The organism is Sulfurospirillum sp. 1307, assembly GCF_054408545.1.
Genome location: NZ_CP176011.1, coordinates 2,259,037 through 2,285,000, shown reverse-complemented (window position 1 = coordinate 2,285,000; position 25,964 = coordinate 2,259,037). Strand labels below are relative to the sequence as shown.

Annotated in this window: 22 protein-coding genes, 2 tRNA genes and 3 rRNA genes (1 of these 27 running past the window's edge); 24 read left to right on the top strand and 3 right to left on the bottom strand. The window is 34.2% G+C overall.

Annotation, left to right across the window (positions count from 1 at the left end; all coding sequences use genetic code 11):
* From ACKGJI_RS11710 to ACKGJI_RS11680, 7 genes are all read left to right on the top strand, one after another.
* Positions 1-743 (top strand): 16S ribosomal RNA (locus tag ACKGJI_RS11710) (it extends 768 nt beyond the left edge of the window).
* Positions 744-839: 96 nt separating this feature from the next.
* Positions 840-916 (top strand) — tRNA-Ile (locus ACKGJI_RS11705).
* 117 nt (positions 917-1,033) lie between these two features.
* Positions 1,034-1,109, top strand: a tRNA-Ala gene (locus ACKGJI_RS11700).
* A 193-nt stretch (positions 1,110-1,302) separates the two neighbouring features.
* Positions 1,303-4,214, top strand: a 23S ribosomal RNA gene (locus ACKGJI_RS11695).
* 257 nt (positions 4,215-4,471) lie between these two features.
* Positions 4,472-4,587, top strand: a 5S ribosomal RNA gene (rrf, locus tag ACKGJI_RS11690).
* The 16S, 23S and 5S rRNA genes sit together here with 2 tRNA genes alongside, the layout of an rRNA operon.
* Before the next feature lie 319 nt (positions 4,588-4,906).
* Entirely contained in the window at positions 4,907-5,248 is a 342-nt protein-coding gene (locus ACKGJI_RS11685; protein ID WP_458700498.1) for a hypothetical protein, read from the top strand.
* Between the two features lie 40 nt (positions 5,249-5,288).
* Positions 5,289-6,980: a DUF3373 family protein gene (locus ACKGJI_RS11680; RefSeq protein WP_458700497.1), complete on the top strand. Its 1,692-nt coding sequence runs from the start codon at positions 5,289-5,291 to the stop codon at positions 6,978-6,980.
* A 271-nt stretch (positions 6,981-7,251) separates the two neighbouring features.
* Here ACKGJI_RS11680 and ACKGJI_RS11675 read toward each other — a convergent pair whose 3' ends face one another.
* Both ACKGJI_RS11675 and ACKGJI_RS11670 read right to left on the bottom strand, forming a co-directional pair.
* The gene (locus ACKGJI_RS11675; protein ID WP_458699983.1) at positions 7,252-8,817 is read right to left on the bottom strand and encodes an IS1634 family transposase; all 1,566 of its coding nucleotides are present in this window, start codon (positions 8,815-8,817) and stop codon (positions 7,252-7,254) included.
* Positions 8,818-9,062: 245 nt separating this feature from the next.
* Complete coding sequence (locus tag ACKGJI_RS11670; RefSeq protein ID WP_458700496.1) at positions 9,063-10,256, bottom strand: ATP-binding protein; 1,194 nt, start codon at positions 10,254-10,256, stop codon at positions 9,063-9,065.
* 227 nt (positions 10,257-10,483) lie between these two features.
* Between ACKGJI_RS11670 and ACKGJI_RS11665 the strand changes: the two genes are divergently transcribed.
* The 6 genes from ACKGJI_RS11665 (at position 10,484) to ACKGJI_RS11640 (ending at position 16,185) form a co-directional block, all read left to right on the top strand.
* Complete coding sequence (locus tag ACKGJI_RS11665) at positions 10,484-11,536, top strand: c-type cytochrome (RefSeq protein WP_458700495.1); 1,053 nt, start codon at positions 10,484-10,486, stop codon at positions 11,534-11,536.
* Positions 11,537-11,779: 243 nt separating this feature from the next.
* Complete coding sequence (gene soxC, locus ACKGJI_RS11660; protein WP_458701726.1) at positions 11,780-13,171, top strand: sulfite dehydrogenase; 1,392 nt, start codon at positions 11,780-11,782, stop codon at positions 13,169-13,171.
* Positions 13,149-14,333, top strand: a complete 1,185-nt coding sequence (locus ACKGJI_RS11655; RefSeq protein ID WP_458700493.1) for a c-type cytochrome — start codon at positions 13,149-13,151, stop codon at positions 14,331-14,333. The genes soxC and ACKGJI_RS11655 overlap by 23 nt, the downstream gene beginning before the upstream one ends.
* A gap of 11 nt (positions 14,334-14,344) precedes the next feature.
* Positions 14,345-14,800, top strand: a complete 456-nt coding sequence (locus tag ACKGJI_RS11650) for a thiosulfate oxidation carrier protein SoxY (RefSeq protein WP_458700492.1) — start codon at positions 14,345-14,347, stop codon at positions 14,798-14,800.
* Positions 14,801-14,803: 3 nt separating this feature from the next.
* Entirely contained in the window at positions 14,804-15,208 is a 405-nt protein-coding gene (locus tag ACKGJI_RS11645; protein ID WP_458700491.1) for a thiosulfate oxidation carrier complex protein SoxZ, read from the top strand.
* Between the two features lie 2 nt (positions 15,209-15,210).
* Positions 15,211-16,185: a DUF302 domain-containing protein gene (locus ACKGJI_RS11640; protein ID WP_458700490.1), complete on the top strand. Its 975-nt coding sequence runs from the start codon at positions 15,211-15,213 to the stop codon at positions 16,183-16,185.
* Positions 16,186-16,206: 21 nt separating this feature from the next.
* Here ACKGJI_RS11640 and ACKGJI_RS11635 read toward each other — a convergent pair whose 3' ends face one another.
* A complete protein-coding gene (locus tag ACKGJI_RS11635) occupies positions 16,207-17,541 on the bottom strand; it encodes an FAD-dependent oxidoreductase (protein WP_458700489.1) in 1,335 nt (444 codons plus the stop codon).
* A gap of 53 nt (positions 17,542-17,594) precedes the next feature.
* On the opposite strand from ACKGJI_RS11635, the gene ACKGJI_RS11630 reads away from it, so the two are divergent.
* From ACKGJI_RS11630 to ACKGJI_RS11580, 11 genes are all read left to right on the top strand, one after another.
* On the top strand, positions 17,595-18,077 hold the full coding sequence (locus tag ACKGJI_RS11630; protein WP_458700488.1) for a thioredoxin family protein: 483 nt from the start codon (positions 17,595-17,597) through the stop codon (positions 18,075-18,077).
* On the top strand, positions 18,077-18,550 hold the full coding sequence (locus ACKGJI_RS11625) for a hypothetical protein (protein WP_458700487.1): 474 nt from the start codon (positions 18,077-18,079) through the stop codon (positions 18,548-18,550). Before ACKGJI_RS11630 ends, ACKGJI_RS11625 begins: the two co-directional genes overlap by 1 nt.
* Positions 18,543-18,992 (top strand): MOSC domain-containing protein, encoded by a 450-nt coding sequence (locus ACKGJI_RS11620; protein ID WP_458700486.1) that lies wholly within the window; start codon positions 18,543-18,545, stop codon positions 18,990-18,992. Before ACKGJI_RS11625 ends, ACKGJI_RS11620 begins: the two co-directional genes overlap by 8 nt.
* A gap of 49 nt (positions 18,993-19,041) precedes the next feature.
* Positions 19,042-19,212 carry a YqaE/Pmp3 family membrane protein gene (locus tag ACKGJI_RS11615; RefSeq protein ID WP_458700485.1) on the top strand — a complete coding sequence of 57 codons (171 nt, stop codon included), beginning with the start codon at positions 19,042-19,044 and terminating at the stop codon, positions 19,210-19,212.
* Positions 19,213-19,217: 5 nt separating this feature from the next.
* Positions 19,218-20,813, top strand: a complete 1,596-nt coding sequence (locus ACKGJI_RS11610) for a sensor histidine kinase (protein WP_458700484.1) — start codon at positions 19,218-19,220, stop codon at positions 20,811-20,813.
* Positions 20,806-21,456, top strand: coding sequence for a response regulator transcription factor (locus ACKGJI_RS11605; RefSeq protein WP_458700483.1), 651 nt, complete (start codon positions 20,806-20,808; stop codon positions 21,454-21,456). Before ACKGJI_RS11610 ends, ACKGJI_RS11605 begins: the two co-directional genes overlap by 8 nt.
* Positions 21,457-21,582: 126 nt before the next feature.
* Positions 21,583-22,542 (top strand): TRAP transporter substrate-binding protein, encoded by a 960-nt coding sequence (locus tag ACKGJI_RS11600; protein WP_458700482.1) that lies wholly within the window; start codon positions 21,583-21,585, stop codon positions 22,540-22,542.
* Positions 22,542-23,027 carry a TRAP transporter small permease subunit gene (locus ACKGJI_RS11595; RefSeq protein WP_458700481.1) on the top strand — a complete coding sequence of 162 codons (486 nt, stop codon included), beginning with the start codon at positions 22,542-22,544 and terminating at the stop codon, positions 23,025-23,027. Before ACKGJI_RS11600 ends, ACKGJI_RS11595 begins: the two co-directional genes overlap by 1 nt.
* Positions 23,017-24,351, top strand: a complete 1,335-nt coding sequence (locus ACKGJI_RS11590; RefSeq protein ID WP_458700480.1) for a TRAP transporter large permease — start codon at positions 23,017-23,019, stop codon at positions 24,349-24,351. The genes ACKGJI_RS11595 and ACKGJI_RS11590 overlap by 11 nt, the downstream gene beginning before the upstream one ends.
* 38 nt (positions 24,352-24,389) lie before the next feature.
* Positions 24,390-25,160, top strand: coding sequence for a putative hydro-lyase (locus tag ACKGJI_RS11585; RefSeq protein ID WP_458700479.1), 771 nt, complete (start codon positions 24,390-24,392; stop codon positions 25,158-25,160).
* Positions 25,150-25,947 carry a DUF4392 domain-containing protein gene (locus ACKGJI_RS11580; RefSeq protein ID WP_458700478.1) on the top strand — a complete coding sequence of 266 codons (798 nt, stop codon included), beginning with the start codon at positions 25,150-25,152 and terminating at the stop codon, positions 25,945-25,947. The genes ACKGJI_RS11585 and ACKGJI_RS11580 overlap by 11 nt, the downstream gene beginning before the upstream one ends.
* Positions 25,948-25,964 lie beyond the last annotated feature (17 nt).

Here is a 25,964-nt window from a genome sequence, read left to right as displayed (position 1 = left end):
CTGGTAGTCCACGCCCTAAACGATGTACACTAGTTGTTGCGATGCTTGTCATTGCAGTAATACACCTAACGGATTAAGTGTACCGCCTGGGGAGTACGGTCGCAAGATTAAAACTCAAAGGAATAGACGGGGACCCGCACAAGCGGTGGAGCATGTGGTTTAATTCGAAGATACGCGAAGAACCTTACCTGGACTTGATATCCTAAGAATCTCTCAGAGATGAGAGAGTGCTACTTCGGTAGAGCTTAGTGACAGGTGCTGCACGGCTGTCGTCAGCTCGTGTCGTGAGATGTTGGGTTAAGTCCCGCAACGAGCGCAACCCTCGTCCTTAGTTGCTAACAGTTAGGCTGAGCACTCTAAGGAGACTGCCTTCGCAAGGAGGAGGAAGGTGAGGACGACGTCAAGTCATCATGGCCCTTATGTCCAGGGCTACACACGTGCTACAATGGTCAGGACAAAGAGAAGCGATACTGCGAGGTGGAGCAAATCTTAAAACCTGATCTCAGTTCGGATTGGAGTCTGCAACTCGACTCCATGAAGCTGGAATCGCTAGTAATCGTAGATCAGCAATGCTACGGTGAATACGTTCCCGGGTCTTGTACTCACCGCCCGTCACACCATGGGAGTTGATTTCACTCGAAGCCGGAATACTAAATTAGTTACCGTCCACAGTGGAATTAGCGACTGGGGTGAAGTCGTAACAAGGTAACCGTAGGAGAACCTGCGGTTGGATCACCTCCTTTCTAGAGTATAAACTCATACATCTCACAATGTATGAGTAAGAGGTTATCTTGAGCTTGTAAAGTGCTTATTTAGTTTTGAGAGATTGATTAGAGAAGGGGCCTGTGGCTCAGGTGGTTAGAGCGCACCCCTGATAAGGGTGAGGTCACAGGTTCAAGTCCTGTCAGGCCCACCATTTTTAGCCAATACAGCTCAAAGCTAAAATTTTTAGTTTAGTCACTTACTCTTAAGTAAGCTCCTGCACTAAAAATATTACCTTTGCACTGTATAAACTAAAAGAGTTATCAGGCTTGGGGAATTAGCTCAGCTGGGAGAGCGCCTGCCTTGCACGCAGGAGGTCAGCGGTTCGATCCCGCTATTCTCCACCATTTCTAATAACATTTAAAAGGATAAGAAGTTTAATTTAATTTCTATTGTATATAGGTAGAGATTAAATTAGATTTTAAATAATCTATGTTCATTAAATTATAATTGTTGATTGTCAAAAATAGAAAAACAATTTTGCTGACTTATTAAAGATTTATTTTTAGTAAGGAAGTAAGTGCGAATTAGAATAGTCAAAGGTAAGCTATTAAGAGCGAATGGTGGATGCCTAGGCTGTAAGAGGCGAAGAAGGACGTACTAGACTGCGATAAGCTACGGGGAGCCGTCAAGAGGCTTTGATCCGTAGATTTCCGAATGGGACAACCCAGCATGGCGTGAGTCATGTTACCCTACGGGGGGCTAACCTGGTGAAGTGAAACATCTCAGTAGCCAGAGGAAGAGAAATCAAACGAGATTCTGCTAGTAGCGGCGAGCGAACGTGGAAGAGGGCAAACCCAATGCTTGCATTGGGGGTTGTAGGACTGCGATATTGTACTTCAAAGGATAGTAGAATAATCTGGAAAGATTAGCCATAGAGAGTGAAAGCCTCGTATACGAAATCTGGCGAAGACATAGCAGTATCCTGAGTAGGGCGGAACACGTGATATTCTGTCTGAATCCGGGGGGACCACCCTCCAACCCTAAATACTACTTACAGACCGATAGTGAACAAGTACCGTGAGGGAAAGGTGAAAAGGACCCCAGTGAGGGGAGTGAAATAGAACCTGAAACCATTTGCTTACAATCATTCAGAGCCCTATGATTTATCAGGGTGATGGACTGCCTTTTGCATAATGAGCCTGCGAGTTGTGGTCAGTGGCAAGGTTAAGGATACCCGGAGCCGTAGCGAAAGCGAGTCTTAATAGGGCGACATAGTCACTGGCTGCAGACCCGAAACGAAGTGATCTATCCATGAGCAGGTTGAAGCTGGTGTAAGAGCCAGTGGAGGACCGAACCGGTAGGCGTTGAAAAGTCTTCGGATGACTTGTGGATAGGGGTGAAAGGCCAATCAAACTTCGTGATAGCTGGTTCTCTCCGAAATATATTTAGGTATAGCGTCATGTTGTAGCATAGGGGGGTAGAGCACTGATTGGGCTAGGGCCTACACCAAGGTACCAAACCCTGTCAAACTCCGAATACCCTATGTGTAATCATGGCAGTCAGACGGCGGGTGATAAAATGCGTCGTCGAGAGGGAAACAACCCAGACTACCAGCTAAGGTCCCAAAGTTAAACTTGAGTGGAAAACGATGTGGAGTTACTTAAACAACCAGGAGGTTGGCTTAGAAGCAGCCATCCTTTAAAGAAAGCGTAACAGCTCACTGGTCTAGTGATTCTGCGCGGAAAATATAACGGGGCTAAAAGTTTACACCGAAGCTGTAGACTCAGATTTATCTGAGTGGTAGGAGAGCGTTCTAGTCAGCGTTGAAGCCATACCGGTAAGGAGTGGTGGAGCGGCTAGAAGTGAGCATGCAGGCATGAGTAGCGATAAAAGGGGTGAGAATCCCCTTCGCCGAAAACCCAAGGTTTCCTACGCGATGCTCGTCATCGTAGGGTTAGTCGGGACCTAAGTCGAGTCCGAAAGGGGTAGACGATGGAAAATAGGTTAATATTCCTATACTAATTTGTGAGCGTGATGGAAGGACGCTTAGGGCTAAACGAGCTAACTGATGGAATAGTTAGTCGAAGGATGTAGGTTGTGATGGAGGCAAATCCCTATCACACAAGACCGAGACCCGACAGGCTCTAGATACTCTTCGGAGTGGAAGGAGAATCGTTGATGCCGTCGAGCCGAGAAAAGTTTCTAAGCATATCACAAATTACCCGTACCGTAAACCGACACAGGTGGGTGAGATGAGTATTCTAAGGCGCGTGGAAGAATCCTGGTTAAGGAACTCTGCAAAATAGCACCGTATCTTCGGTATAAGGTGTGCCTCCTCTGGTATAGGACTTTACGTCTGAAAGCTAGAAAGGTTGCAACAAAGAGTCCCTCCCGACTGTTTACCAAAAACACAGCACTCTGCTAACACGTAAGTGGATGTATAGGGTGTGACGCCTGCCCGGTGCTGGAAGGTTAATTGATGCAGTTAGCATTAGCGAAGCTGTTGATCGAAGCCCCAGTAAACGGCGGCCGTAACTATAACGGTCCTAAGGTAGCGAAATTCCTTGTCGGTTAAATACCGACCTGCATGAATGGCGTAACGAGATGGGAGCTGTCTCGACCAGGAATCCAGTGAAATTGTAGTGGAGGTGAAAATTCCTCCTACCCGCGGCAAGACGGAAAGACCCCGTGCACCTTTACTACAGCTTGACACTGCTGTTGGGATATAGATGTGCAGGATAGGTGGGAGGCTTTGATTCATGGTCGCTAGATCATGATGAGCCGTTGTTGAGATACCACTCTTCTGTATTCTGATAGCTAACTCCGTACAGTTATCCTGTGCGAGGACAATGTCTGGTGGGTAGTTTGACTGGGGCGGTCGCCTCCTAAAAAGTAACGGAGGCTTACAAAGGTTGGCTCAGGACGGTTGGAAATCGTCCGCAGAGTATAATGGTACAAGCCAGCTTGACTGTGAGACGTACATGTCGAGCAGAGACGAAAGTCGGTCATAGTGATCCGGTGGTTCTGTGTGGAAGGGCCATCGCTCAAAGGATAAAAGGTACGCCGGGGATAACAGGCTGATCTCCCCCAAGAGCTCACATCGACGGGGAGGTTTGGCACCTCGATGTCGGCTCATCGCATCCTGGGGCTGGAGCAGGTCCCAAGGGTATGGCTGTTCGCCATTTAAAGCGGTACGCGAGCTGGGTTCAGAACGTCGTGAGACAGTTCGGTCCCTATCTGCCGTGGGCGTAGGAAGATTGAGGAGAGTTGACCCTAGTACGAGAGGACCGGGTTGAACGAACCACTGGTGTATGGGTTGTTCTGCCAAGAGCATCGCCCAGTAGCTATGTTCGGATGTGATAACCGCTGAAAGCATCTAAGCGGGAAGCCAACTCCAAGATGAATCTTCCCTGAAGACCTCATGAAGACTACATGTTTGATAGGCTGGGTGTGTAATGGATGAAAGTCCTTTAGCTGACCAGTACTAATAGGTCGTTTGGCTTATCTTTATTTTAATTCGCAACTTGCTTCCTTATTAGAGATAAATCTAATAGGAAACAAAATGTTTTTCAAGACAATCAATTATTAATGGGAGTCAGAGCTTTACTTTTAACTTTTTAGCAAAAGTTAAAACTCAAGCAACAGACCCCAAAAACACACAAAAAGTGTTAATGAAAATATACTCTTAACCGGAGTCAGAGCTTTACTTTTAACCTAAAGGTAAAAAGTAAATCAGCAGACCCCTAAGTATCTTTTCATTAACACTTCCGGTGGCTATAGAGAAGAGGAAACGCCTTGCTCCATTTCGAACCAAGAAGCTAAGCTCTTCATCGCCGATGATACTCTCCCTTACTGGGACGGAAACGTAGGTCGCTGCCGGTTCTGTGTTAATTTATATTTACTATTTATTCAACACTTTCTATCCCTCATTAATTTTTATTTGTTCTTATTGATTTATTGTTGTCTGTTTGCTCTGTTTAATTATTTTGTTCGTTTATTGGTAATTTCTTTTGTATTAGTTATATTATTCGTTATTTACTAACTAAAAGTTAATTAAATTTTACTCAAAATATACTTATATTACATATATAATTTGCTTATATCTTCAAAAAATTAAAATAAATTTACAAAAAATACTTTATTTAAATTAGATTTTATTTTTATTTAGATATCATTTACTAAAATAAACTAAGGAGTGAGAATGAAAAAGATTTTAGGTCTTTTTTTGACTTGTTTTTTACTTGTAGGTGTTCTTAGTACTTCTTCTTTTGCAGATGCTGCGAAAGGACAAAAGTATTATCTAAAGTATATGAAGAAAAAAACAGGTATTAATGGTGCGAAATTTGCTGTTCAGCACACTCAAGCTGAATGGAAAGAACTTTTTGCAAATGGCGGTGAAAAGTTTATTGCTGAGTATTCTAAAAAATACCCAAAGGCAAAAAGCTTTTTTAGTAAAGACAAATTTAAATCTAAGTATATGGAAAATATAAGAGATTTTTGTATAGAGTACGCTAGTGATAGTGGAAATGTTCCTTCTTGCTAGTTTAGTGAGATTGTAAATTAATTATTTTGGAGGATAGAAAATGAAGAAGATTATTGCTCCTATGCTAATTGGAGCTACATTGGCAACAGCTGCAATGGCTGGGGATGACTCGCTAAAAGCTGAAATAGAAGCTTTAAAAGCACAAATGGCAGAGTTAAAAGAGGCTCAATCAAAGATAAATATTGATGCCCTTAAATCTCAACTTTCTGAAGTTAAAGCACATACTGGTGGAGATAATATTAAGTGGAGCGTTGATTTTAGAAGTGCTTATGATATTTTAAATTCTAAAACTACTTCAGGAAAAGCTGTAACAGGATTTGATTTTACTTCTGGCAATCCAGCTACAGCAACTTTACAAAAAAGTGATGTTAAAGGAAAAACGTATAAAAATGGTATTTGGACAAATAAACTTATCTTGGGAATGGCGGCACAACCTGTTGATAATTTAGTATTTAAAGGTTCATTAGGTTTTTATAAAGCATTTGGTCAGTCTAGTATGTGGTTTGATGGAACAACAGATTCTACCGCAATGTTTCAAAATTTTGATTGGTATGCTAATCAAAAGCCACAAGGGGATAATGTTATAAGACTTAGAGAAGCTTATTTCTTATACTTTGGTCAAATGGGAGATATTCCATATACTGCTAGTTTTGGTCGTCGCCCATCTGTTGATGGTTTTATGACAAATTTAAGAGAAGATAATGAGCATCCTGCTTCTCCAGTTGGACACAATATCAATATGGAGTTTGATGGAGCAAGTTTTAAATTTGATTTTGAAAAAATCACAGACATTCCTGGGCTTTACTTTAAAATTTGTTTAGGTAGAGGCTTTTCTGACATTACAGGAAGTTATTCTATGAATTCTATGGGAGGATTTAATCCTTCTTATCTATCAGGTTCAGCAAATCCTGATATGGATTTAGCAGGCTTATTAATCCAAGCTTATGATGATGGTCAGTACAAAGTAATGGCAAATGTGTTCCAAGGATGGAATATGATGGGACTTGGAGGTATTAAACTAACTGTGAATGATAATGGAACAGGTATATACTCTGTGACACCTGATTATACAAATATGAAATTTCAGGATGTTGGGGATATGCAAGGAGCATCATTATCATTACAAGTTAACGGTATAGGTGATGAAATTAACGATTTTCTAGATGATACTGTATTTTTTGCATCAGTTGCCATGAGTAAGACACAGCCTAACAATAAAGTGGCAAATGATGTAGATATAAGTGATTTGATGTCTGATTTTGGAGTTACTTCTCTTAGTCAGCTTAACACTATGTTAGGCTCTGCTCCAGCAGATATGCAAGCAATGTTTAGTGACCTAATGAAGCAAGGCGCAGGTATGTTAGGTAGTCAAGATGACGAAACAGGATATTCATATTATGTGGGTGTTCAAATTCCAGGTTTTTTTGATAGTGATAGAATTGGTTTAGAGTATAATCATGGAAGTAAATACTGGAGAAGTTATACTTACGGTGAGGATACACTAGTTGGTAGTAAGCTTGCGACTCGTGGAGATGCTTATGAAGTTTATTACAATCTTCCTTTGATAGCAAGAAACTTAACAGCCCAAGTAAGATATACTTATATTGATTATGATTATACAGGTAGTGATACATTTTTTGGACAAACAGGAACTCCAACAGATGTAGATACAACTCCAGGTGCAGTTAAATCTGCTTCAGATCTTCGTTTATCTTTAAGATATAGATACTAATCTACAATACAATAAAGAAGAGGCTTTCGCCTCTTCTACATGTAAAGGAATTTATTTCAAGATAAACTCTTCAAAACTCTTAATTTTAGTACCTTTTTCATTTTTATTTTCATCGTACTACCTTATTTGTATTTATTATTAGTAATTATATTAATACAAAAATCCTAATACCCACAATGGAATCTTATTTGCGAAGCCGATTTCAATATCATCTGCTACTACAAAAGAGTTTGCAATATCTTCCTGAGTTTCTCATAGGACACCCAAATTTTCATTTGAGATAAATAGCATCATAAATTTTTTGTTGAATTTCATCCATTTGTAATGGTTCGATACCATATGGAGTTTTATAACCATACATTGTTTTAATATGATCAAATGTGAGTTTAAATTTTATATCAATATTAGATTGTTTGATTTTTCTTTCAAATTCTTTATATATTGCATAAGAAACAAATGATATTAGGATATGAGCTTTAATTCTTGTTTCTAGCCTGTGATATATAGGCCTAATTTTAAGATCAGTTTTAGATATTCTAAATGCTTTTTCTACATCATATTGATTAGCATAGTGTTCAATAACTTCATTTGCTTTAAGGTTAAAATCATTTGTAATAAATCCCTTAACACCATCTAGTTTTTCATCCTCAGATATTTTTGCTTGATTAAGTTTATATTTGATATCACATTTTTCATCTATATCAAGGTATTTTGCATAATATGATAATTTAAGATCACTTTTATTGATATTTTTAGATAGTTTGGCTTTAATCTTTTCAAGAGCTTTTTGTCTTGTATATTTATCCTTTTTAGCTCTTTTTGATGAATATGTTAGAATAAGTCTTTGTTTGGTATTTATAGTCTTTTTATCACTCTTATCTTTGTATTTTATTTTTTGATTTATTTCAATAGTATGAGTGACACCATCATTTAAAAAAGTTAAATTTGATATTTGCTCTTTTAAATCATTAGATATATTTTTAATTTTAGCTGCTATTATATATTTGTAGTTATTGTTTTCTAAATAAGCAATATTATCATTATTTAGCATTCCTCTATCAGCTACTACTATTGGTTTAGTTTTTATATTAAATTTCTTTTGAAAGTTTTGTAAGATATCTATTAGCGTATGCCCCTCATATTTATTACCCTCATACACTTCATAGGATAATGGATACCCTTGCAGTGTTGTAAACAATCCTAATTGTATCTGAGGACGTGCCAGTTTTCCTTCTTTACTAAATCCTATTCGCCTAAGATCATCTTCACTCTCAGACTCAAAGTATAGTGTTGTAACATCATAAAAAGTAACTGTGATAGTATCATTCATGATTTTCTTAGTATGTTCAAATATACACTTTTGGATTTTAAATTTTAAATCATCTTTGCAAATGGTATCCATAAATCTATAGATCTTATTTTTATCTATATTTTGCTTTTTATAAATATGATAGTAATCAATTAGATAGAGTTTACTTCCTGGATATAACAATCTTGATATTACTAAAGCTTTAAATAGTTCTAAGTCTTTAGTTTTTATAAATGAAATATTTTTACATCCAATATCTGAAAAAAGTTTTCCAAATATAAGTTCATCACCAATAACTCTAATATCTTTGTTTGTTAACTTATGTTTTTTCTCTTGATATTTAACAAAATCAAATAGATTTGGCTCTAGTTCTAATAATCTCTCATTGGCTTGTTTTAATAACTTTTCTATCTCATAATTATTTTTACTACAACCTATAGTTTCAACTACTTTATATTTACCTTTACTTTTAGAAATTATCTGAATACTAATACTACCACTTTTATTTTTTTTCTGACGAACAAACATAGTTAAATTGTATCAGCTTTTAGCTTGGGACACCCTAATTTAGGTTGATAAACATTTATAAACCCCTTAATTTAGGGAAATTGAAAATTAAGGTTTTAGAAGTGAGAAACTCAGGAGGCTTTCGCCTCTTCTACATGTAAAGGAATTTATTTCAAGATAAACTCTTCAAAACTCTTAATTTTAGTACCTTTTTCATTTTTATTTTCATCGTACTACCTTATTTGTATTTATTATTAGTAATTATATTAATACAAAAATCCTAATACCCACAATGGAATCTTATTTGCGAAGCCGATTTCAATATCATCTGCTACTACAAAAGAGTTTGCAATATCTTTGATCTGTTTAAAACTTTTATCTTTTCCTCCTATCTCAAATATATACTTTTCATCTACTAAAAAATCACCTTTTTTTGGATATAAAAGTTTATGATTGAGACTTAACATATTTAAAAAGAATTCCTCTCGTAAAGTTCCAACCTCTTTTTCTTGACAATAGCAGTAATTGAGATTTGGATTATTTAGATAGAGTTTAGTGGGTTTAGAAAAAACAGTATCGCCTTTGCTTTTTGCTTCTAAACGACTAAAGATATTACCTAAACTAAGATAGTGAATATACTGATATAATGTTTTTCTATTGAGACCTATTTTTTGTGCTAAGGCAGTTATATTAAGTTCATAAGGCTTTGAGGTACAGATATAGGCTGTAAGCTGTTTGAGCTTATGGATATTTGAGGGTTCTATATTAAAAATTATCGGTAAATCACTTTCTATGACAGTATTTATCGTTTCTTCAAGTTTGATACAGTAACTATTTGGTGTTTCAAAGTAAAATGGATAGTATCCAACTTTTAGGTACTCTTTAAAATATTCAAGCGGTTTTATCTTTTTTGTAATATCTCGTGCTATCTTCGTATGGTGTTGTAGTATATCGTCTAAGTTAAAAGAAGGAAATGTTTTGTCAAGTTTTAGTTCTAAAAACTCTCTAAAACTTAAACCTTTAAGTCTATAAATCATAGCACGACGACTCAAATCTGCTTTTTTATGTTCAAGCACGATAGCACTACTACCACTAAAGATTACTTGGATATCCAAAAAATCATATATCTCTTTGAGTTCAATCTCAAAATTTTTATATTTATGAATTTCATCAATAACTAAAACTTTTCCACCGAGATTAGAAAAATCTTCGGCTATATCAAAAAGTTTCATATTGCTTGTAGCAATACTATCAACACTAAAATAGAGCTTTTTATCTTCTGGTATATCAAGAGAGCAAAGATATTGCAATAAAAAAGTGGTCTTGCCAATTCCTCTTGCACCAATGAGCCCTATTAATTTTTCTGTAAAATCAACTTCTTGAAAAAAATAACGTTTGTATTTTATCTCTTCTATTTTTTTATAAATATACTCTTGTTTTCTAAAAAGAATTTCTATCATATATATCCTTTTGTTTATTATAAACAACATAATTGTACCTTTTTGTTTCTTAAACTATATAAAGAGTTGCATATGAAAAAAGGACAGGCTAATTCAAATTTAAGTTTTATATCAATTTTTCTCTCATTCTCAAAAATACATCCTTGCATTTTTTCCGTAGCGCAATGTTATTAATTTAGTAAAAATTAGAATTATTTTGATAAAATACAAACAAAAAAAGATGAAAAATGAAAAGATTTATAGTGTGTATTTTATTTTTAGGGGTTTTTTCTAGTTTTGTGCTTGCTAAAGTGAGTGTTGTTAGGATTCCTGGGAATATAAAAAATATAGGAGTTGATTCTAAAGCTTGGCTAAGTGCTAGGTACGAGAGTGTGACTTTGTATCCCAAAGACTCATCTATACAAAAAAATAAAATTGTAAAAATTAAAGCTTTAAGTGATGGGCAAAATCTTGCACTACTTTTAAAGTGGAAAGATAAAAGTAAGGATATACAAAATAATTGGTATGTAAAAGATTTGATTCCTGATGGCTACTTTTTGGAATTTCCAGTAGAATATAAAGATGTAGAAAAATTGCCATATGTTGATATGGGAAATACTAATAGAGAAGTTTTTGTTTATGAGCAATTTGCGATTGATTTCTTTCTTAAGCAGTTTGAGTGTAATTGTGATGAAATTCGTGATTTTTATAAAAGTACTTTAATTGCTAGTGGCATTGAAAATATTGAAGAAATAAGTGATAGCAGTAATATGCAAATGGTTTATAAAGATGGGTCTTGGTTTGCTTCTTTTTCAAGACCACTTAGAGATATGCAAAATGATTTGAATAATAATGCTTTTGTTTTATCCATTGGAATTTTTGATAGGGATAAAAAGTTTATAAGTCCTTGGATCGGATTTAATTATGAAGGGATGAGTGGGGATGATGAATTTATAACTGCTTTAGAATCTAAGGCTGGTGGTGATATCAAAAATGGTGAGAGATTAGCATTAGAAAACTGTGCAGCTTGTCATAGATATAAAGATGAAAAATCCGCTCCAAAAGAGATGGCTCCAAATCTTTCAAATGTTGGAGGATACTCAACAAAAGATTACTTAATAGAATCTCTTGCCAATCCAAGTGCTGTAGTAGTTCCTAAAAATAATAGTGATGAAAACAATGATTTTCCATGGTATAGTATAGGTGACAATGGTGAAAAAATCTCAACTATGCCAAGTTATGATTGGATGGATGAAAAAAGTATTAATGATATAGTTACTTTCTTACAAAATTTAAAATAGTTATATATTTATAAGTTTTTCTTATAATATAACACTTTCTTATTATTTGTTTTAGTTATACTAATCTCTTATTCTACAAATTTCAAAATATTAGTAAAAATTATATATATATTTTGGTAAAATATGTATAAAACTGTAACAGTTTTATAACTTTTAATATAAAAAAAAGTTATTTTACATTGAGTTAAGTGGCGAAATAATAGAATAAAAATAGTTAATTAATAAGGAGAGAGAGTGGAGAAGATTAGAAAAATTCTCAAAAAAAGCTCTTCGGATGTTAAGAATGATGATAAGGTTGTACTTAATAGAAGAGATTTTTTTAAAAAAACAGGGGCTTTTAGTGCAATAGCAGCTGCTAGTGTTGTAGCGCCAGCTACTCTAAAAGCACAGGATGATCCAGCTATCATGCATCATCCTAAGTGGGGACAATCATGGGGTGATCCTGTTACTAAAAATAGATATGGAATGCCTTCAAAATATGAACACAATAATACAAGAAGAAATACAAAGCTTTTGGCTTCTGGTAACTATAGAGCTTCTATCGCAGTTACTCCGATTCATGAGAGTGAGGGGATTATAACTCCAAATGGATTATTCTTCTCAAGATGTCATGGTGGAATTGCTCATATTGATCCAAATGAGTGGAGATTAATGATTCATGGATTGGTTGAAAAACCAATAGTTTTAACTCTAGATCAACTAAAAAGATATCCAAGAGTTACAAGAACTCATTTTATAGAGTGCCCTGCAAATGGTGGCCAAGAGTGGAGAAAACCACAGTATAATTCACTTCAATTTGCGAAAGGATTTATGTCTTGTGCTGAGTGGACTGGGGTTTATATAAAAACAATACTTAAAGATTTAGGATTAAAACCAAATGCAAAGTGGATGCTAGCTGAAGGTAGTGATAACTCTGAGATGGGAAGAAGTGTTCCAGTAGAAAAAGTTCTAGATGATGCTATGCTTGTTTGGGGACAAAATGGAGAAGCTCTTCGTCCTGAACAAGGATATCCTGTTAGATTATTGCTTCCTGGTTGGGAAGGAAACTTATGTGTTAAGTGGCTTAAAAGATTGGAATTTGCTGATCAGCCATGGTATGCAAAAGAAGAAACTAGTAAATATACAGCACTAAAGCCAACAGGTAAAGCAGTTCAGCATTTTTATGCAAATGAAGTAAATTCAACCGTTGTAAATCCAAGTCCGGAGAAACCTTGGACTGATTTAAAAGAGGGCGATGAAGTTGAGATAGAAGGTTTGGCTTGGTCAGGAATGGGAACTATTACTAGAGTTGATCTCTCTTTTGATGGTGGAAACAGTTATGTTAGAGCAAACCTTAAAGGACTAGTGCTTCCTAAGTGTTGGACAAGATGGTCTTACATGTATAAGATACCAAAAGGTTTTAAAAATCCAAATGGAAAACAGATAATTTTAACTTCAAGAGCTATGGATGATGCAGGGTTTATCCAGCCTACAATTGATCAAGAAGTATTTGGATATGGAGTTGATAAAAAAGATTACGGAAAAGATAGAAACAAAGGAATGGGAGTAGAATCAGTCTACCACAGAAATGCTGTTGAATCTTGGGAAGTAGCAGAAAATGGGGAGGTGAACCATGTTCAAATTAGAACAATATAAACTATTTACAGCTTCTGTGATAGCAACAATAGCACTTTTAAGTAATGCAATGGCTGATGAAACAACGGCCTATAATGGACTTTGGAATGCAAAAAAAGACATTAGCGGGGGAGTTTACTATCCAATAAAAGATGGCATGACTGGACCATACAAAGTAAATCCACAAGTATTTAAAGACTCCGATGTGTCAAAAGGTGATGGTGGAGTAAAAGTGGCTTACAATCATGGAAGAGTTCCTACAAAAAATGAGCTAAAAGCTTGGGATAAAGATATAATGCCAGATGGTACAGGTCTTCCTGATGGATATGGTTATGTTGATGAGGGTGAAGCTCTTTATGAAGCAAAATGTTTAGCATGTCATGGTGATTTTGGCTCAGGTGGCGGAGGATATCCTGCGCTTTCAGCTGGAAAGGGAAGAGAGCTTCAAAGAACACTAAAAAACAATAGATGGTTAAATCCTACTGCAGAAGGACCGACAAGAGTATTTGGCTCATACTGGCCAAGGGCAAGCACAATATTTTGGTATATTAAAGATGCAATGCCTCATACAAAATCAAAGACTTTAAGCGATGATGAAGTATATTCCTTAGTGGCATATATGTTGTACATAAACGGCATGAAGGTAAATGGAGAAATTGTAAATGAGACATTTAAGCTAGATCGTGAAAAATTCTTAAAAATAGAGATGCCAAATGAGTATGGTTTCATTCCAGATATAGATGGTCCAGATGGACTTGAAAATGTAAGAAAATTTTATGAAAATCCTGATAACTATGGTGCTATAAGACTTAAAGAAGGTGAAGAGCCTTGTATGAATGATTGTCAGCAAACTAATAATATAGTAAGAGTTGATGGTGGAATTACTGATTTTGAACCACCAATGTCAGTTAAAAGAGATTTACCACCTAAAAAAGAAGATCCAGCTCATAAGGTAAGTTTTGATGTAAAAGGGGCTTATGATAATAACTGTGCAATGTGTCATGGCACAGGCGTTGCTCCTGCTCCAAAAGATAAGGCTGCTTGGGCACCTATCTTAAAAAAAGGTCTTGCAGAAGTTATAAAAAATGGATTAGCTGGAACAAACAACGGAATGCCAGCTCGTGGAGGTTCGTCTCTTAGTGATGATGAATTCAAGCAAGTCGTTGAGTATATGGTAAAGTAAAAGGATAAAAGATGAATAGAAGAAATTTTTTAAGTTTTGCAGGAGGGTTATTGGCTTTATCAGTAATTCCTGTAAACATTCGTGCTGAAGATTATAGAAAATTGAAACCAAAAGTTTGGACAGCACATAATATTGATGATGCGACAAAAGCTTTATATGGTTTAAAAACTCCAATCAAAAGTGATAAGATCAAGATTAAGGTTCCAAAAATAAACTCAAGTGGAGCAGCTGTGCCTATCAAGTTTGAAACATCTTTGGATGCTAAAAGCGTATCTCTTTTTCAAGATGCAAATCCTGAGAGTGCAGTAGCTGTTTTTGATGTAACTCCTTATGATTTAAAGAAATATGAAGTAAAAATAAAAATGGCGAAAGATGGAGTGATAATGGTTTTGGTTGAAGGAACTGATGGAAATATTTATATGGCACAAGTGGCAACGAAAGTTGCAGCTGGTGGATGTGAAGGATAGGCAATGGCAAATAAAATAACAGCTGTAAAAGTTAAGATAAAAGATGGTGTTGCAATTGCTAAGATGGCATTTTCGCACCCAATGTTAACATATGACCAAGCTAAAGCTAAAACAGGCAATAGAGATGATTCAAACTTTATAACTCATATTACTGGAAAAGTTGGTGATAAAGTTATTTTTGATGCATCAACGAGTCAGTTTTTCTCAAAAAATCCGATTTTTAAGTTTCAATTTAAGTGTGATTCATTTAAAATTGGAAGGAAATTATCTGGAAGAGAACTCGACAATGGTGTAACTAGAGAAAAGTCTGAGTATGGTGATCTTCTTACAATAACTGCAGTAGACAGAAAGGGCAATACTTATGAGAAAAGTGTTGAACTTACTGCTAGACAAAAAAGAAAGGGATAATTATGAAAAAGAGAGTTGTTGCAACTTTAGTTTTTACTTTGGCACTGGTATTTAGTGGGTGCGCACAAGAAGCTTCTTCTTTAAGTGCTCCAAAGACAAAAACAAGAGATGACATAAGAATCTTTACAGCAGACAATAGTGATGGAAAAATAACTGCAAATAGTATAGAAAAAGCATTTAAAGCAAATGGATTTACTATAACCGGTAACAACAATATGAATATTGCATTTGAAAAAAGATTTGGTGGTGGAAAAGATTTTAAGATCTATAGATTAATGTTCGTATATAATCCAAAGATTAGCTCGGAGATTTTGAAAGACTATCCTGAATTTGGTCTTTTGACACCTTTAAGTACTTCAGTGTATTCTAAAGATGGAAAGAAAATAAGTATTTCCTCGTTGAGCCTTACTGGCATGTCAAGGATTTCAGGTGTTCCAGCAACTAATCCAAGTCTAATAAAGCTTCACGATAGCATGACAAAATCTTTAAAAGAGGCACTACCTGGTGGAAAATTTGACAAATTAAGCTACAAAATAGTAAGACCTGATGGACCACTTGTAACAAGATTTGCATTTGTTATGCCAAATGAAGATGGTGATATAGAAGATGCAAAAGATAGTTATCAAGAAACAATGGAGGGTGAAATCGAATCAGCAGGCTTTATAGCTGCAGGATTTACTCCAATAAATGAAGATTTAGTTGCAAATGGTATAAATGATTATGATTTTTACGATGGATACTCTATTTGTAAACTAGAAGTAATCTACCCAGTTCACAAAAAGCATCCTGAAGTGGGGGCTTTAGCACCTTGTACGATGTATATGTATAAGAAAAAAGGCGATAAGTTTACGAGGATGGGTTATCCTTCTGTTTATAACTGGATAATGTCTACGAATATATCAGATGATGAGTCTCTTAATCCTTTGATTGATGCACAAAATCTACTTGAATCTGCTATTGATTCTACCATAGAATAAAATTAGTAGGGATGTAAATCCCTACCCTTTTTCAAACATTGTTCTATATAATGCATCTGCCCAATAGTGTTGTGCTTTTGCATTTTCAAGCCCCTCTTTGCCTTTCCAAACTTCACTCATCTTAGGTGTAGCAAATCCAAATCTTTTTGTTTTCTTGTTGTATGCGTACATAGAGTTAACAAATATGGCTCTCTCAGGTGACATAGTAACTGCTGAAAAACATATAGTTGTTGGTGAGTGCCAAGGTGTTTTTTTCTTACCTGCAATTTTATCTGCTATTAATTGTGCTACATATAATCCTTCTGTATTTGAGGTGTTGCCTGATTTTGAAAATCCCATTGGTCTTGAATCACCTGATACATAGATGTTTTTATGACCTATTACTTCATAAGTAATGCCATCTATGTTGCCTTCGAGTTTGTTAAAAACACTATCCTTGGCTATCCCTACGGTTTCGAGTATCTTTGCTCCTCTAACACGCGGATAAAAAGAAGCATCTTCAAATATAAATTCTTCAAATTCAGTCTCTATTGTCTTGCTTTCTAAATCAATATTTTCTATCTTTGAATTTGGATGGTACTCTAAATAATCTTTGTATAATTCTTCAAAAGCTGTATGAAATCCATGTTCTTTTATGGTAATGTCATTGTTTTCATCAAGTAATAGTACTTTTGCTTTGAGTTTTTTTGATTTAAAAAAATCAGCAACAAGGCATGCTCTTTCATAAGGAGCAGGAAGACACCTGTAGTTTCCAGCTGGAACAGTCATAACAAAATTTCCCTCTTTGAAATTATGGATTTTCTTTTTAAGAGTTAAATGTTCGTTACCAGGCTTAAATCCTGCTGGATACTCCTGTCTTAGTCTTCTTTGAAGTTCTATATCTTCAGTAATAGATGAATAGTCATAATCAATCCCTGGAGCAAAAACGATGTGGTCATACTCAATATCTCCTTTTGTTGTATGCAAAATATTTCTTTTTTTATCCATGCCTATTGCAGTTGCATGAAAAAAAGTATATTTATTTTCTCTTGCTGCTTGTAGATAATCATGAGTAAGATACTCTAATGAAACTCTATCTACTAACCATAGATTGCTCATAGGGCATGATACAAATTGATTTTTATGCTCTACTAAAATGACTTCTGTGTCAGGTGAAAAAATTTTTAAATTTTTTGCTATAGAGAGTCCAGACCAACCTCCCCCAACTATAACAACTCGATTTTCTTTCTTACTAGGTAAAAGGGCTTTTGTATATTTTTTTTCAACTGTTTTTTCTTGATTAGCATTAGCTGGTATTACTGCAGTTGTAGCTAAAAGTGCCGTTGTCTTTAAAATATCTCGTCTTGATATAGCCATCGTTTAAATCCTTAAGAAGTTTTTTTATATAATATTAAATAGGGAGTAACATAATGCTTAAAAAATTTATAAAATCTTTGTTATTGCTGTTTTCTTTTACTATTCTCAACGCAGGTGATGTTGATTTAGATAAGATTGTTAAAGTTGCTAAAGCACAAAATAGAGGTGTACTGATATTTCATCATATTCCTGGTTGCTCTTATTGTAAGGCTATGCTTGATGAAAACTTTAAAGATGCAACAATTTTAAAGGAAATAGATAAAAACTTTGTCTATGTTGATATATATACCGCAGACAATGGTGTAGTTAAATTTAGAGACTTTAAAGGCTCTCACAAAGAGTTCTCAGCATATATTGGTGCTGTTGCCTATCCTGCAACTATATTTATGAATAGTGAGGGAGAAGTAATATATAGATCGATTGGTTATAGAAATATAGACGAGTATTTGCTTGAAATAAAATATGTTCTTACTAAAAGTTATAAAACAATGGATTTAGAATCATTTATACAAAAACAAGAAATGGAAGATTTTTGATGGAATTTAAACAGCTTGAACCCGTTGATGATATATCAGGACTTATCAAAGAGGTGTTTGATATAAAACTTGACATATCTGGAGGATGGGGGTATGATCACAAAACTTCTGTAGTTGTACATAGTCTAGATACCTCAATAGATCAATTTTTGAATCTTTTTGCCAATTTAAGAGCAAATATTGAGATGAATATGACTTTAGAAGAAGATGAGAGATATGGTGGTATAAATGTTCATTTTCTTGATGGAGAACAATTTAGTATAGATGGTAAAAGTTACGATCATATAAGGTTTGAAATAACAGCCATGAGAGAAAAAGATTATGCTAAGTTGATCCAAGAGTATAAAGACAATTATGGTAAAAATGAAAACTTTGATATGGATGAACACTTTAAAAAAAGAAAAGAGTTAAGCGTTAAAGTTACAAGTGATTTTTGGTTTGAGGGATTAGAGAGGTATTATGTCGATGAGTGAAAAGCGTACATTGGGAAAAGTTTTAAATCTTTTTATTTCAAAAGATGATGAGTTAAAAACAAGAGAAGAAAAAGATGAATTGATTCTTGAGTTTGATGGAGTTTATGGTGATAGATTTAAAGGTAAAGATATAAAAAGATCAGTTTTTTTAGTTTCAACAAAGAGTTATGAAATGGCTAAAGAAAAAGATATAGATGTGCCTCTTGGTGAGCTAGGAGAAAATATACTCATAGATTTTGATCCATACTCTTTCGAAGATGGAACTAGGCTTCAAATAGGAGATGTAGTATTTGAGATTAGTCAAAAATCTACTTTGTGTAATACTCTTACAAAAATAAACAATAAACTTCCAAAACTTTTAAAAAACAATAGAGGGATATTTGCTAAAGTAATAAATGAAGGCAAAATCATCAAAGGCGAAACTGTATTTCAAGTTGTTTAACAAAAATTTTGATAATATATCGCAACAAATTAAAACAAGGATTTAAACTATGAGTAGATTAGTTTTGATAATTTTATCAATATTTCTCCCTCCATTGGCTGTTTTTTTCAAAAAAGGAATAATGCCTGCTTTTTGGATCAATCTTATTTTGACATTGATATTTTTTATACCAGGAGTTGTTCATGCTCTTTGGGTCGTTACAAAAGATAATAATAGTTAAAAAAGTTGTTTACTGAAAAAAATTTACCAAGACTGATTATTGCAACTCCAATAGTCTTGGTTTTGCTCTTTGCTATGTTTATCATATATACTTTTGTGAATTCTCAATATGAGAATTTTGATAAAGAGAGTAAAGAGCTTGAAATTGAGTACCTTAAAAGACAAAAAGAGATCCTCATAAATGAAAACCAAAGAGTTCTTGATTATATAAAATTCCACAGAGATTTAGAAGCAAAAAAAATACACAATCATTTTAGAAATATAAGAAAAAGTGGTAAGGAAGTTAGTGAAAAAGAGGTTGAAGAGTACGAAAAAAAATCATATGACAGATTAAAAAAAGAGGTAATTGATTGGGTTGAGAGTGTTAGATATGGAAAAAATGGATATGTTTGGATCCACGATACTAGCCATCATCTAATAGCTCATCCATTTAGACCTTATGATATCGGAAAAGATGATACTAACAATACTGATGCTACTGGAGATAAAATATTTCAAAAATTTATAAATACAGCTACAAGAAATCCTGAGGGTGGTTTTGTTGAGTATTATTGGGCAAAACCTGAGTTTGAAGCTCCTAGAAAAAAGATAGGTTTTTTAAAGCTTGATAAGACATGGGGTTGGGTAGTAGGAACTGGGCTTTATATAGATGATATAGAATCTTCGATATTTAAAAAGAAATTACAGCTTGAGAGAAAAATCGATAAGTATGTTCAAATCATACTTTTAAGTGCTTTTAGCTTGATACTGTTGTTTGGGATAATAGGTTATATGATTTCAAAAAGAATTGTAGAAGTTTTTACAAGTTATAGGCAAAATGTTATAAAAAAAGAACAAGCTCTAAAGGAGTTTAACAAAACTTTGAGTCATAAAATTGATGAAGCTCTAAATGAAGCAAAGAAAAAAGACAGAGCCTTGCTTCATCAATCACGCCTCGCTCAAATGGGTGAAATGCTTAGCATGATAGCTCATCAGTGGAGACAACCACTTTGTGAAATTTCTGGAATTTTTATGGAGATGGAAACTGCTAGTAAATTTAAAAAAGCAGATAACGAATTTATAGCAAAAAATGCAAAGGATGGTTACAATCTAATCTCATATATGTCAAAAACTATTGATGATTTTAGAGATTTTTTTAAACCAGCCAAAACGAAAGAAGAGTTTTCACTAATAAAAGCTTGTAAAGAGGCTATTGTAATAGCAGAGGCAAGTTTGAAATCTAAAGATATAAAACTACTTTTACATGTAAAGGATGATGTGAAAGTTTTTGGCTATAGTTCAGAGTTTGCTCAAGTGATTTTAAATTTGATTTTAAATGCAAGAGATATTTTGGTTGAAAGAGATATAAAAGATGCGAAGATAGACATATCTATACTCAAAAAAGAAAAAGAAATTATTTTAAGTGTTAGTGATAATGGTGGCGGAATTGAAGAGGGAATTATAAATAGAGTGTTTGAGCCATATTTTAGTACAAAAAAGAGTAGTGGAACAGGGCTTGGTCTTTACATGTCAAAAATGATAATAGAAGAAAATATGGGTGGAAAACTAAGTGTTAAAAATGGTAATGATGGAGCTGTTTTTGAGGTGATTTTACATGTATAATGATTTGAGTATATTATGTGTAGAAGATGAAGATGGAGTTAGAATTAGACTAGTAAATACCTTAAAATACTATTTTAAAGAGGTCTTTGAAGCTACTAACGGAAAAGAGGGTTTGGAGATATACTATGAAAAAGAGCCTGATATTATCATTTGTGATATTCAAATGCCAGTTATGAGTGGAATTGAGATGGTAAAAGAGATAAGAGAAAATGACCTTATAACTCCTATCATCTTTTTAACCGCTTACAATTCCGAAGAGTATTTGATGGAGTTGATTAATCTTAATATCCAGCATTTTATACTAAAACCTGTGACTACAAATAGCTTGGAAGATGGATTAAAAAGTGCTCTAAAAGGAAGATATAGCGGGCTTGTTAAACTTAAAAAAGAGGTTTTTTTGGATTTGGATAATTCCATTTTAAAAATAAATACAGATGAGGTTGCTCTTAGTTTAAGAGAGAGTAAGTTTTTGAAACTTTTATCTAGGGGTGGCGTGGTTAGATATGATGAGATAGAAGATGAACTATGGGCAGAAAAAGGTATGAGCTCTAGTGCTCTTAAAAGTTTTATACGAGATTTAAGAAAAAAAATTCCTGTTGAATTGATTGAAAATATTCCCCAGGTTGGATACAAACTGCTTTAGAAATTTTTACATTTTGTAACATTCTTGCAATTAAAAAGTTATACATGTAGAAAAACTATACATTTCCCTACTGATTCCCTACTTGCATTTTATATTATGAAGGTATATAAAATAAAAGGAGTAAACATGCTAAAAAAAGTAGTTTTATTGGCTGGAGTTGGAGTTGCATTAGTTGCAGGAAATATTAAGCTTGATTTGAATGCAAAGTATGGAGCGACAAACTTTCATACTAAAGGGGCTGAAAAGTTTGCAAACTTAGTGGATAAGTACACAGGAGGTAGCGTTAAGATTGTGGTGCACGCTGGAAGTTCTTTGGTAAAAGGAAACCCACTTAAAGCAGTAAAAGATGGAACTGCTCCAATGACAGATATGTTTATTCCTTTTACAAGTGGAGGAGGAAAGGTATTTGGAATTTCTGCTCTTCCATTTGTAGCTTCTAGTTATGATGATGCTTACAGATTGTATCAAATTTCAAAACCAGCTTATGCTAAGGTAGCTAAAAAGTGGAATCAAAAAATGCTTTATGCTGTAAGTTGGCCTCCAAGTGGAATTTATACAAACAAACCTGTAAACTCTGTTGCTGATTTAAAAGGTGTAAAAGTTAGAACTTATGATAAAAACTCAGCTAATTTTATAAAAATGGCTGGAGGAAATGCTGTAGCTCTTCCTTGGGGAGAGGTTTACTCAGCTCTTCAAACAGGTATGGTAAATGGAGTTGTAACAAGTAGTGCTAGTGGAAAAGATGGAAAACTTTGGGAAGTTTTGAAAAACTTTACTAAGATTGGTTATGCTTATCCGTTACAAGCTGTTACAATTAATCTTGATTATTGGAATTCTTTAGATAAAAAACAGCAAGCTGCAATGTTAAAGGCTGCTAAAGAGATAGAAAAAGCTCAGTGGGAAACTAGTAAACAAGAAGATGCAATTGCTCTTAAAATGTTAAGTGATAATGGCATGAAAGTAAGTGAAGCTAGTGCTACTTTGAAAAAAGAGCTTAAAACAATTGGTAAAAAGATGTTAGATGAGTATCTAAAAGATGCTTCAAGTGATATTAAAAAGATTTTTAAAGAGTATCAGGCGAAGTAATGAGACTTCTTGAAATCTTAAGCGATAGGCTCTCCAAGTTGGGAGCCTATATTGCTTCAGTGATTTTTATAATGTTGGTTGGCTTGATTATGACTGAAATCATAGGACGCTCTTTTTTTGATTATTCAACAATGCTTGCTGATGAATATAGCGGATACTTGTATTTGGCTGCTGTCTTTTTTGGGCTTGGCTATACATTTTCCCAAGATGGCCATATAAGAATTAGTATACTTACTTCAAAACTCAGTGAAAATGGTAGAAAAAAAATAGATTTTTTTGCAGGGATTTTAAACAGTGGTGTTTTAATTTTTGCTCTTTATTACTCTTTTAAATTTATGATGGATTCTAAAGAGATGGAAATGGTAAGTGAAAATGTTTCTGAAACTCCTCTTTGGCTTACTCAAATCCCTATGAGTATTGGACTTGGTATTTTTATATTGGTATCTATAGTTTGGACTATTAAAAGGATAAGTAATGATAGCTGATCCTTTAGTATTATCTGTTGTATTGATTGGCATAATGTTCTTTTTTCTTCTAAGCTCTATTTGGATTGGCTCAGCGCTTATGCTAACAGGGCTTGTTGGAATGCTCATTTTTAAACACAATCTTCCACCTGCAATTTCAATCTTTGATAAAGCTGGAGATTTGTTGGCTGGGAGTTTGTATGATTCTTTAAACTCTTGGAGTTTGGCTGCACTTCCTATGTTTATACTAATGGGAGAGATTTTATATCGTTCATCCATCTCAACAAGACTTTTAAATGGTCTTATGCCATGGCTCAATAAAATCCCGGGAAGACTTCTACATGTAAATGTTGCAGCTTGTTCTTTGTTTGCTGCAGTATCAGGCTCTTCAGCTGCTACAACTGCAACAGTTGGAAAAATTACACTAGAAGAGCTTAAAAAAAGAGGTTATAGTAAAAAACTTGCTCTTGGAAGCTTGGCTGGAAGTGGAACTCTTGGATTTTTGATACCTCCTAGTTTGATTATGATCATCTATGGGGTACTTAGTGATGTTTCAATCGGTAAGTTATTTATTGGTGGAATTTTTCCTGGATTATTGCTTGCTAGTGCTTACTCGTTTTATATTATGATAGTTGCTTTTTTGAAAAAAGAGGTAGTTCCTAAACAAGAAGAGGTATTTAGCATTCGTCAAAAGATAGAATCTATAAAAGAGTTGATTCCAATATTTTCTTTGATTACTTTAGTTTTAGGAAGTATCTATGGAGGTTTTGCAACTCCAACTGAAGCTGCAGCTCTTGGTGTTATGGGCGCTATTGTTTTAGCAATATATTTTAAAAGTTTTAATTATGCTATTTTTAAAGAAGCTCTTTTTAATGCGATAAAAACAACAGTTATGATAAGTTTCATCATAGCTGGAGCTGGATTTTTATCTCAAGTTGTTGGATTTTTAGGCATTGCAAGAGCGATTAGCGAGTATATAGCTGGACTAGGATTGTCACCTTATGTATTGATTTTTGTAATTGGTCTTATGTATATAGTTTTAGGTATGATTTTAGATGGGATTTCAATCGTGGTTATGACACTTCCAATCGTACTTCCAATCATAACAATGGCTGGTTTTGACGCACTTTGGTTTGGGATTTTCCTTGTTTTTATGGTGGAACTTTCTCAGATTACCCCACCTGTTGGATTTTCTCTTTTTGTAATTCAAAGTATCTCTGGTGAAAAAATTAGTTATATTCTTAAAGCTACTTTTCCATTTTTTATTATTATGATTTTAATTGTAGTAGTAGTAACAGCATTTCCGCAGATTGCTACTTATCTGCCTGCAAAAATGGTTGGATAAAATAGTATAATAAATAAAAAATAATCTAAGGGGATAGTATGAATCCTAAAGAGTTTAGAAAAAAAGTGGCACTTGGAGAGTTTAACTCTCCAACTTCTGGTTATTGTGACGGTCATGTTCAAGCAAATATGGTTGCACTCCCAAGTAAATATGCAAAATCATTTGAAGAGTTTGCAAAGCTAAATAACAAAGCAATCCCTGTTTTAGAAATCATAAAAGGTGGTTATAAAACAAAAGTTTTGGCTGATGATGCAAACTTGTTAAATGAAATCCCTCAATACAATATCATAAAAGATGGAAAAGTCATCAAAAGTGTTAAGAGTATAGAAGAGTACTATGATGAGGATTTGGTATTTTTTCTTATCGGGTGTAGTTTTACTTTTGAAAAAGCTTTAGTAGATGCGGGGATAAAACTAAGACATATGGAGCAAAAAAGAAATGTTTCAATGTACAATACAAACATAGATTTAAATCCATATGACATGTTTAAGGGTAAAATGGTAGTTTCTATGAGGCCTGTTAAAAAAGAGTTGGTTGCTGAGGCTTGTGTTGTAACAAGTCACTATCCTGCAACTCATGGAAGTCCTATTCAAGTGGGGTATCCTGAAATGATTGGCATAAAAGATTTAAGCAAGCCTGATTATGGAGACTTTGTTGATATATATGAAGATGAAATTCCACTTTTTTGGCCTTGTGGTGTAACCCCTCAAAATGCACTTAGAGATATCAAGATACCATTTGCTATAACTCACAAACCAGGTCATATGTTTGTGGGAGATAAGAGGGATAGCGAATATTATGTTGGTTGATGAAGTAGTTTTAAAATATTCTGATAGAGGGATGGATGTTCTTCAAAAATTGCATCCAAAAGAGCATATAAAAGAGGCAGCAGATGCTTTTTTAAACCTAGAAAAAGGGACAGTGTTTTTATATACTGGTTTTTGGGTGGCTGGTTTTGCTGAGACTGATGGCCCTGTTGGAACTTATTTTTTAGCTAAAGCTTTAAATGCTTTGGGATATAAATCAGTCATAATTACTGATGAGTATTGTAAGGATTTTTTTAAAGAGATTGAAACCATATATCTGCCTATTAAAGAAGAGATAAATTATAAAGAAATATTAGAAACTTACAAACCAATTGCTCATATAAGTATTGAGAGATGTGGTAAAAATATCAATGGCAAGTATGAAAATGCAAGAAGCCAGGATATATCTTCTTACACCGCTAGAGTAGATGAGTTATTTGAAGAGGGAAGAAAAAGTGCTCCTACTTTTTCAATTGGAGATGGTGGAAATGAAGTTGGCATGGGAAATTACAAGGAAGATATACAAGAACATTTAACTTTAGTTCCTTGTAAAGTTGAGTGTGATTACTTGATGTTAGCTAGCGTTTCTAACTGGGGAGCTTATGGGTTTATTGCTTGTTTGGATAAAAACTTGATTCCTACTTTTGAAGAAGTTGATGAGTATCTTGGATATATTGTATCACTTGGTTCGGTTGATGGTATAAAAAAAGAGTGCGTAAAAAGTGTTGATGGAAAAGATTGGGAATTAGAAAAAGAGATTTTAGAGGATTTAAAGAGGGCTAAAGTATAAAAAGTTTAAAGTTTAGG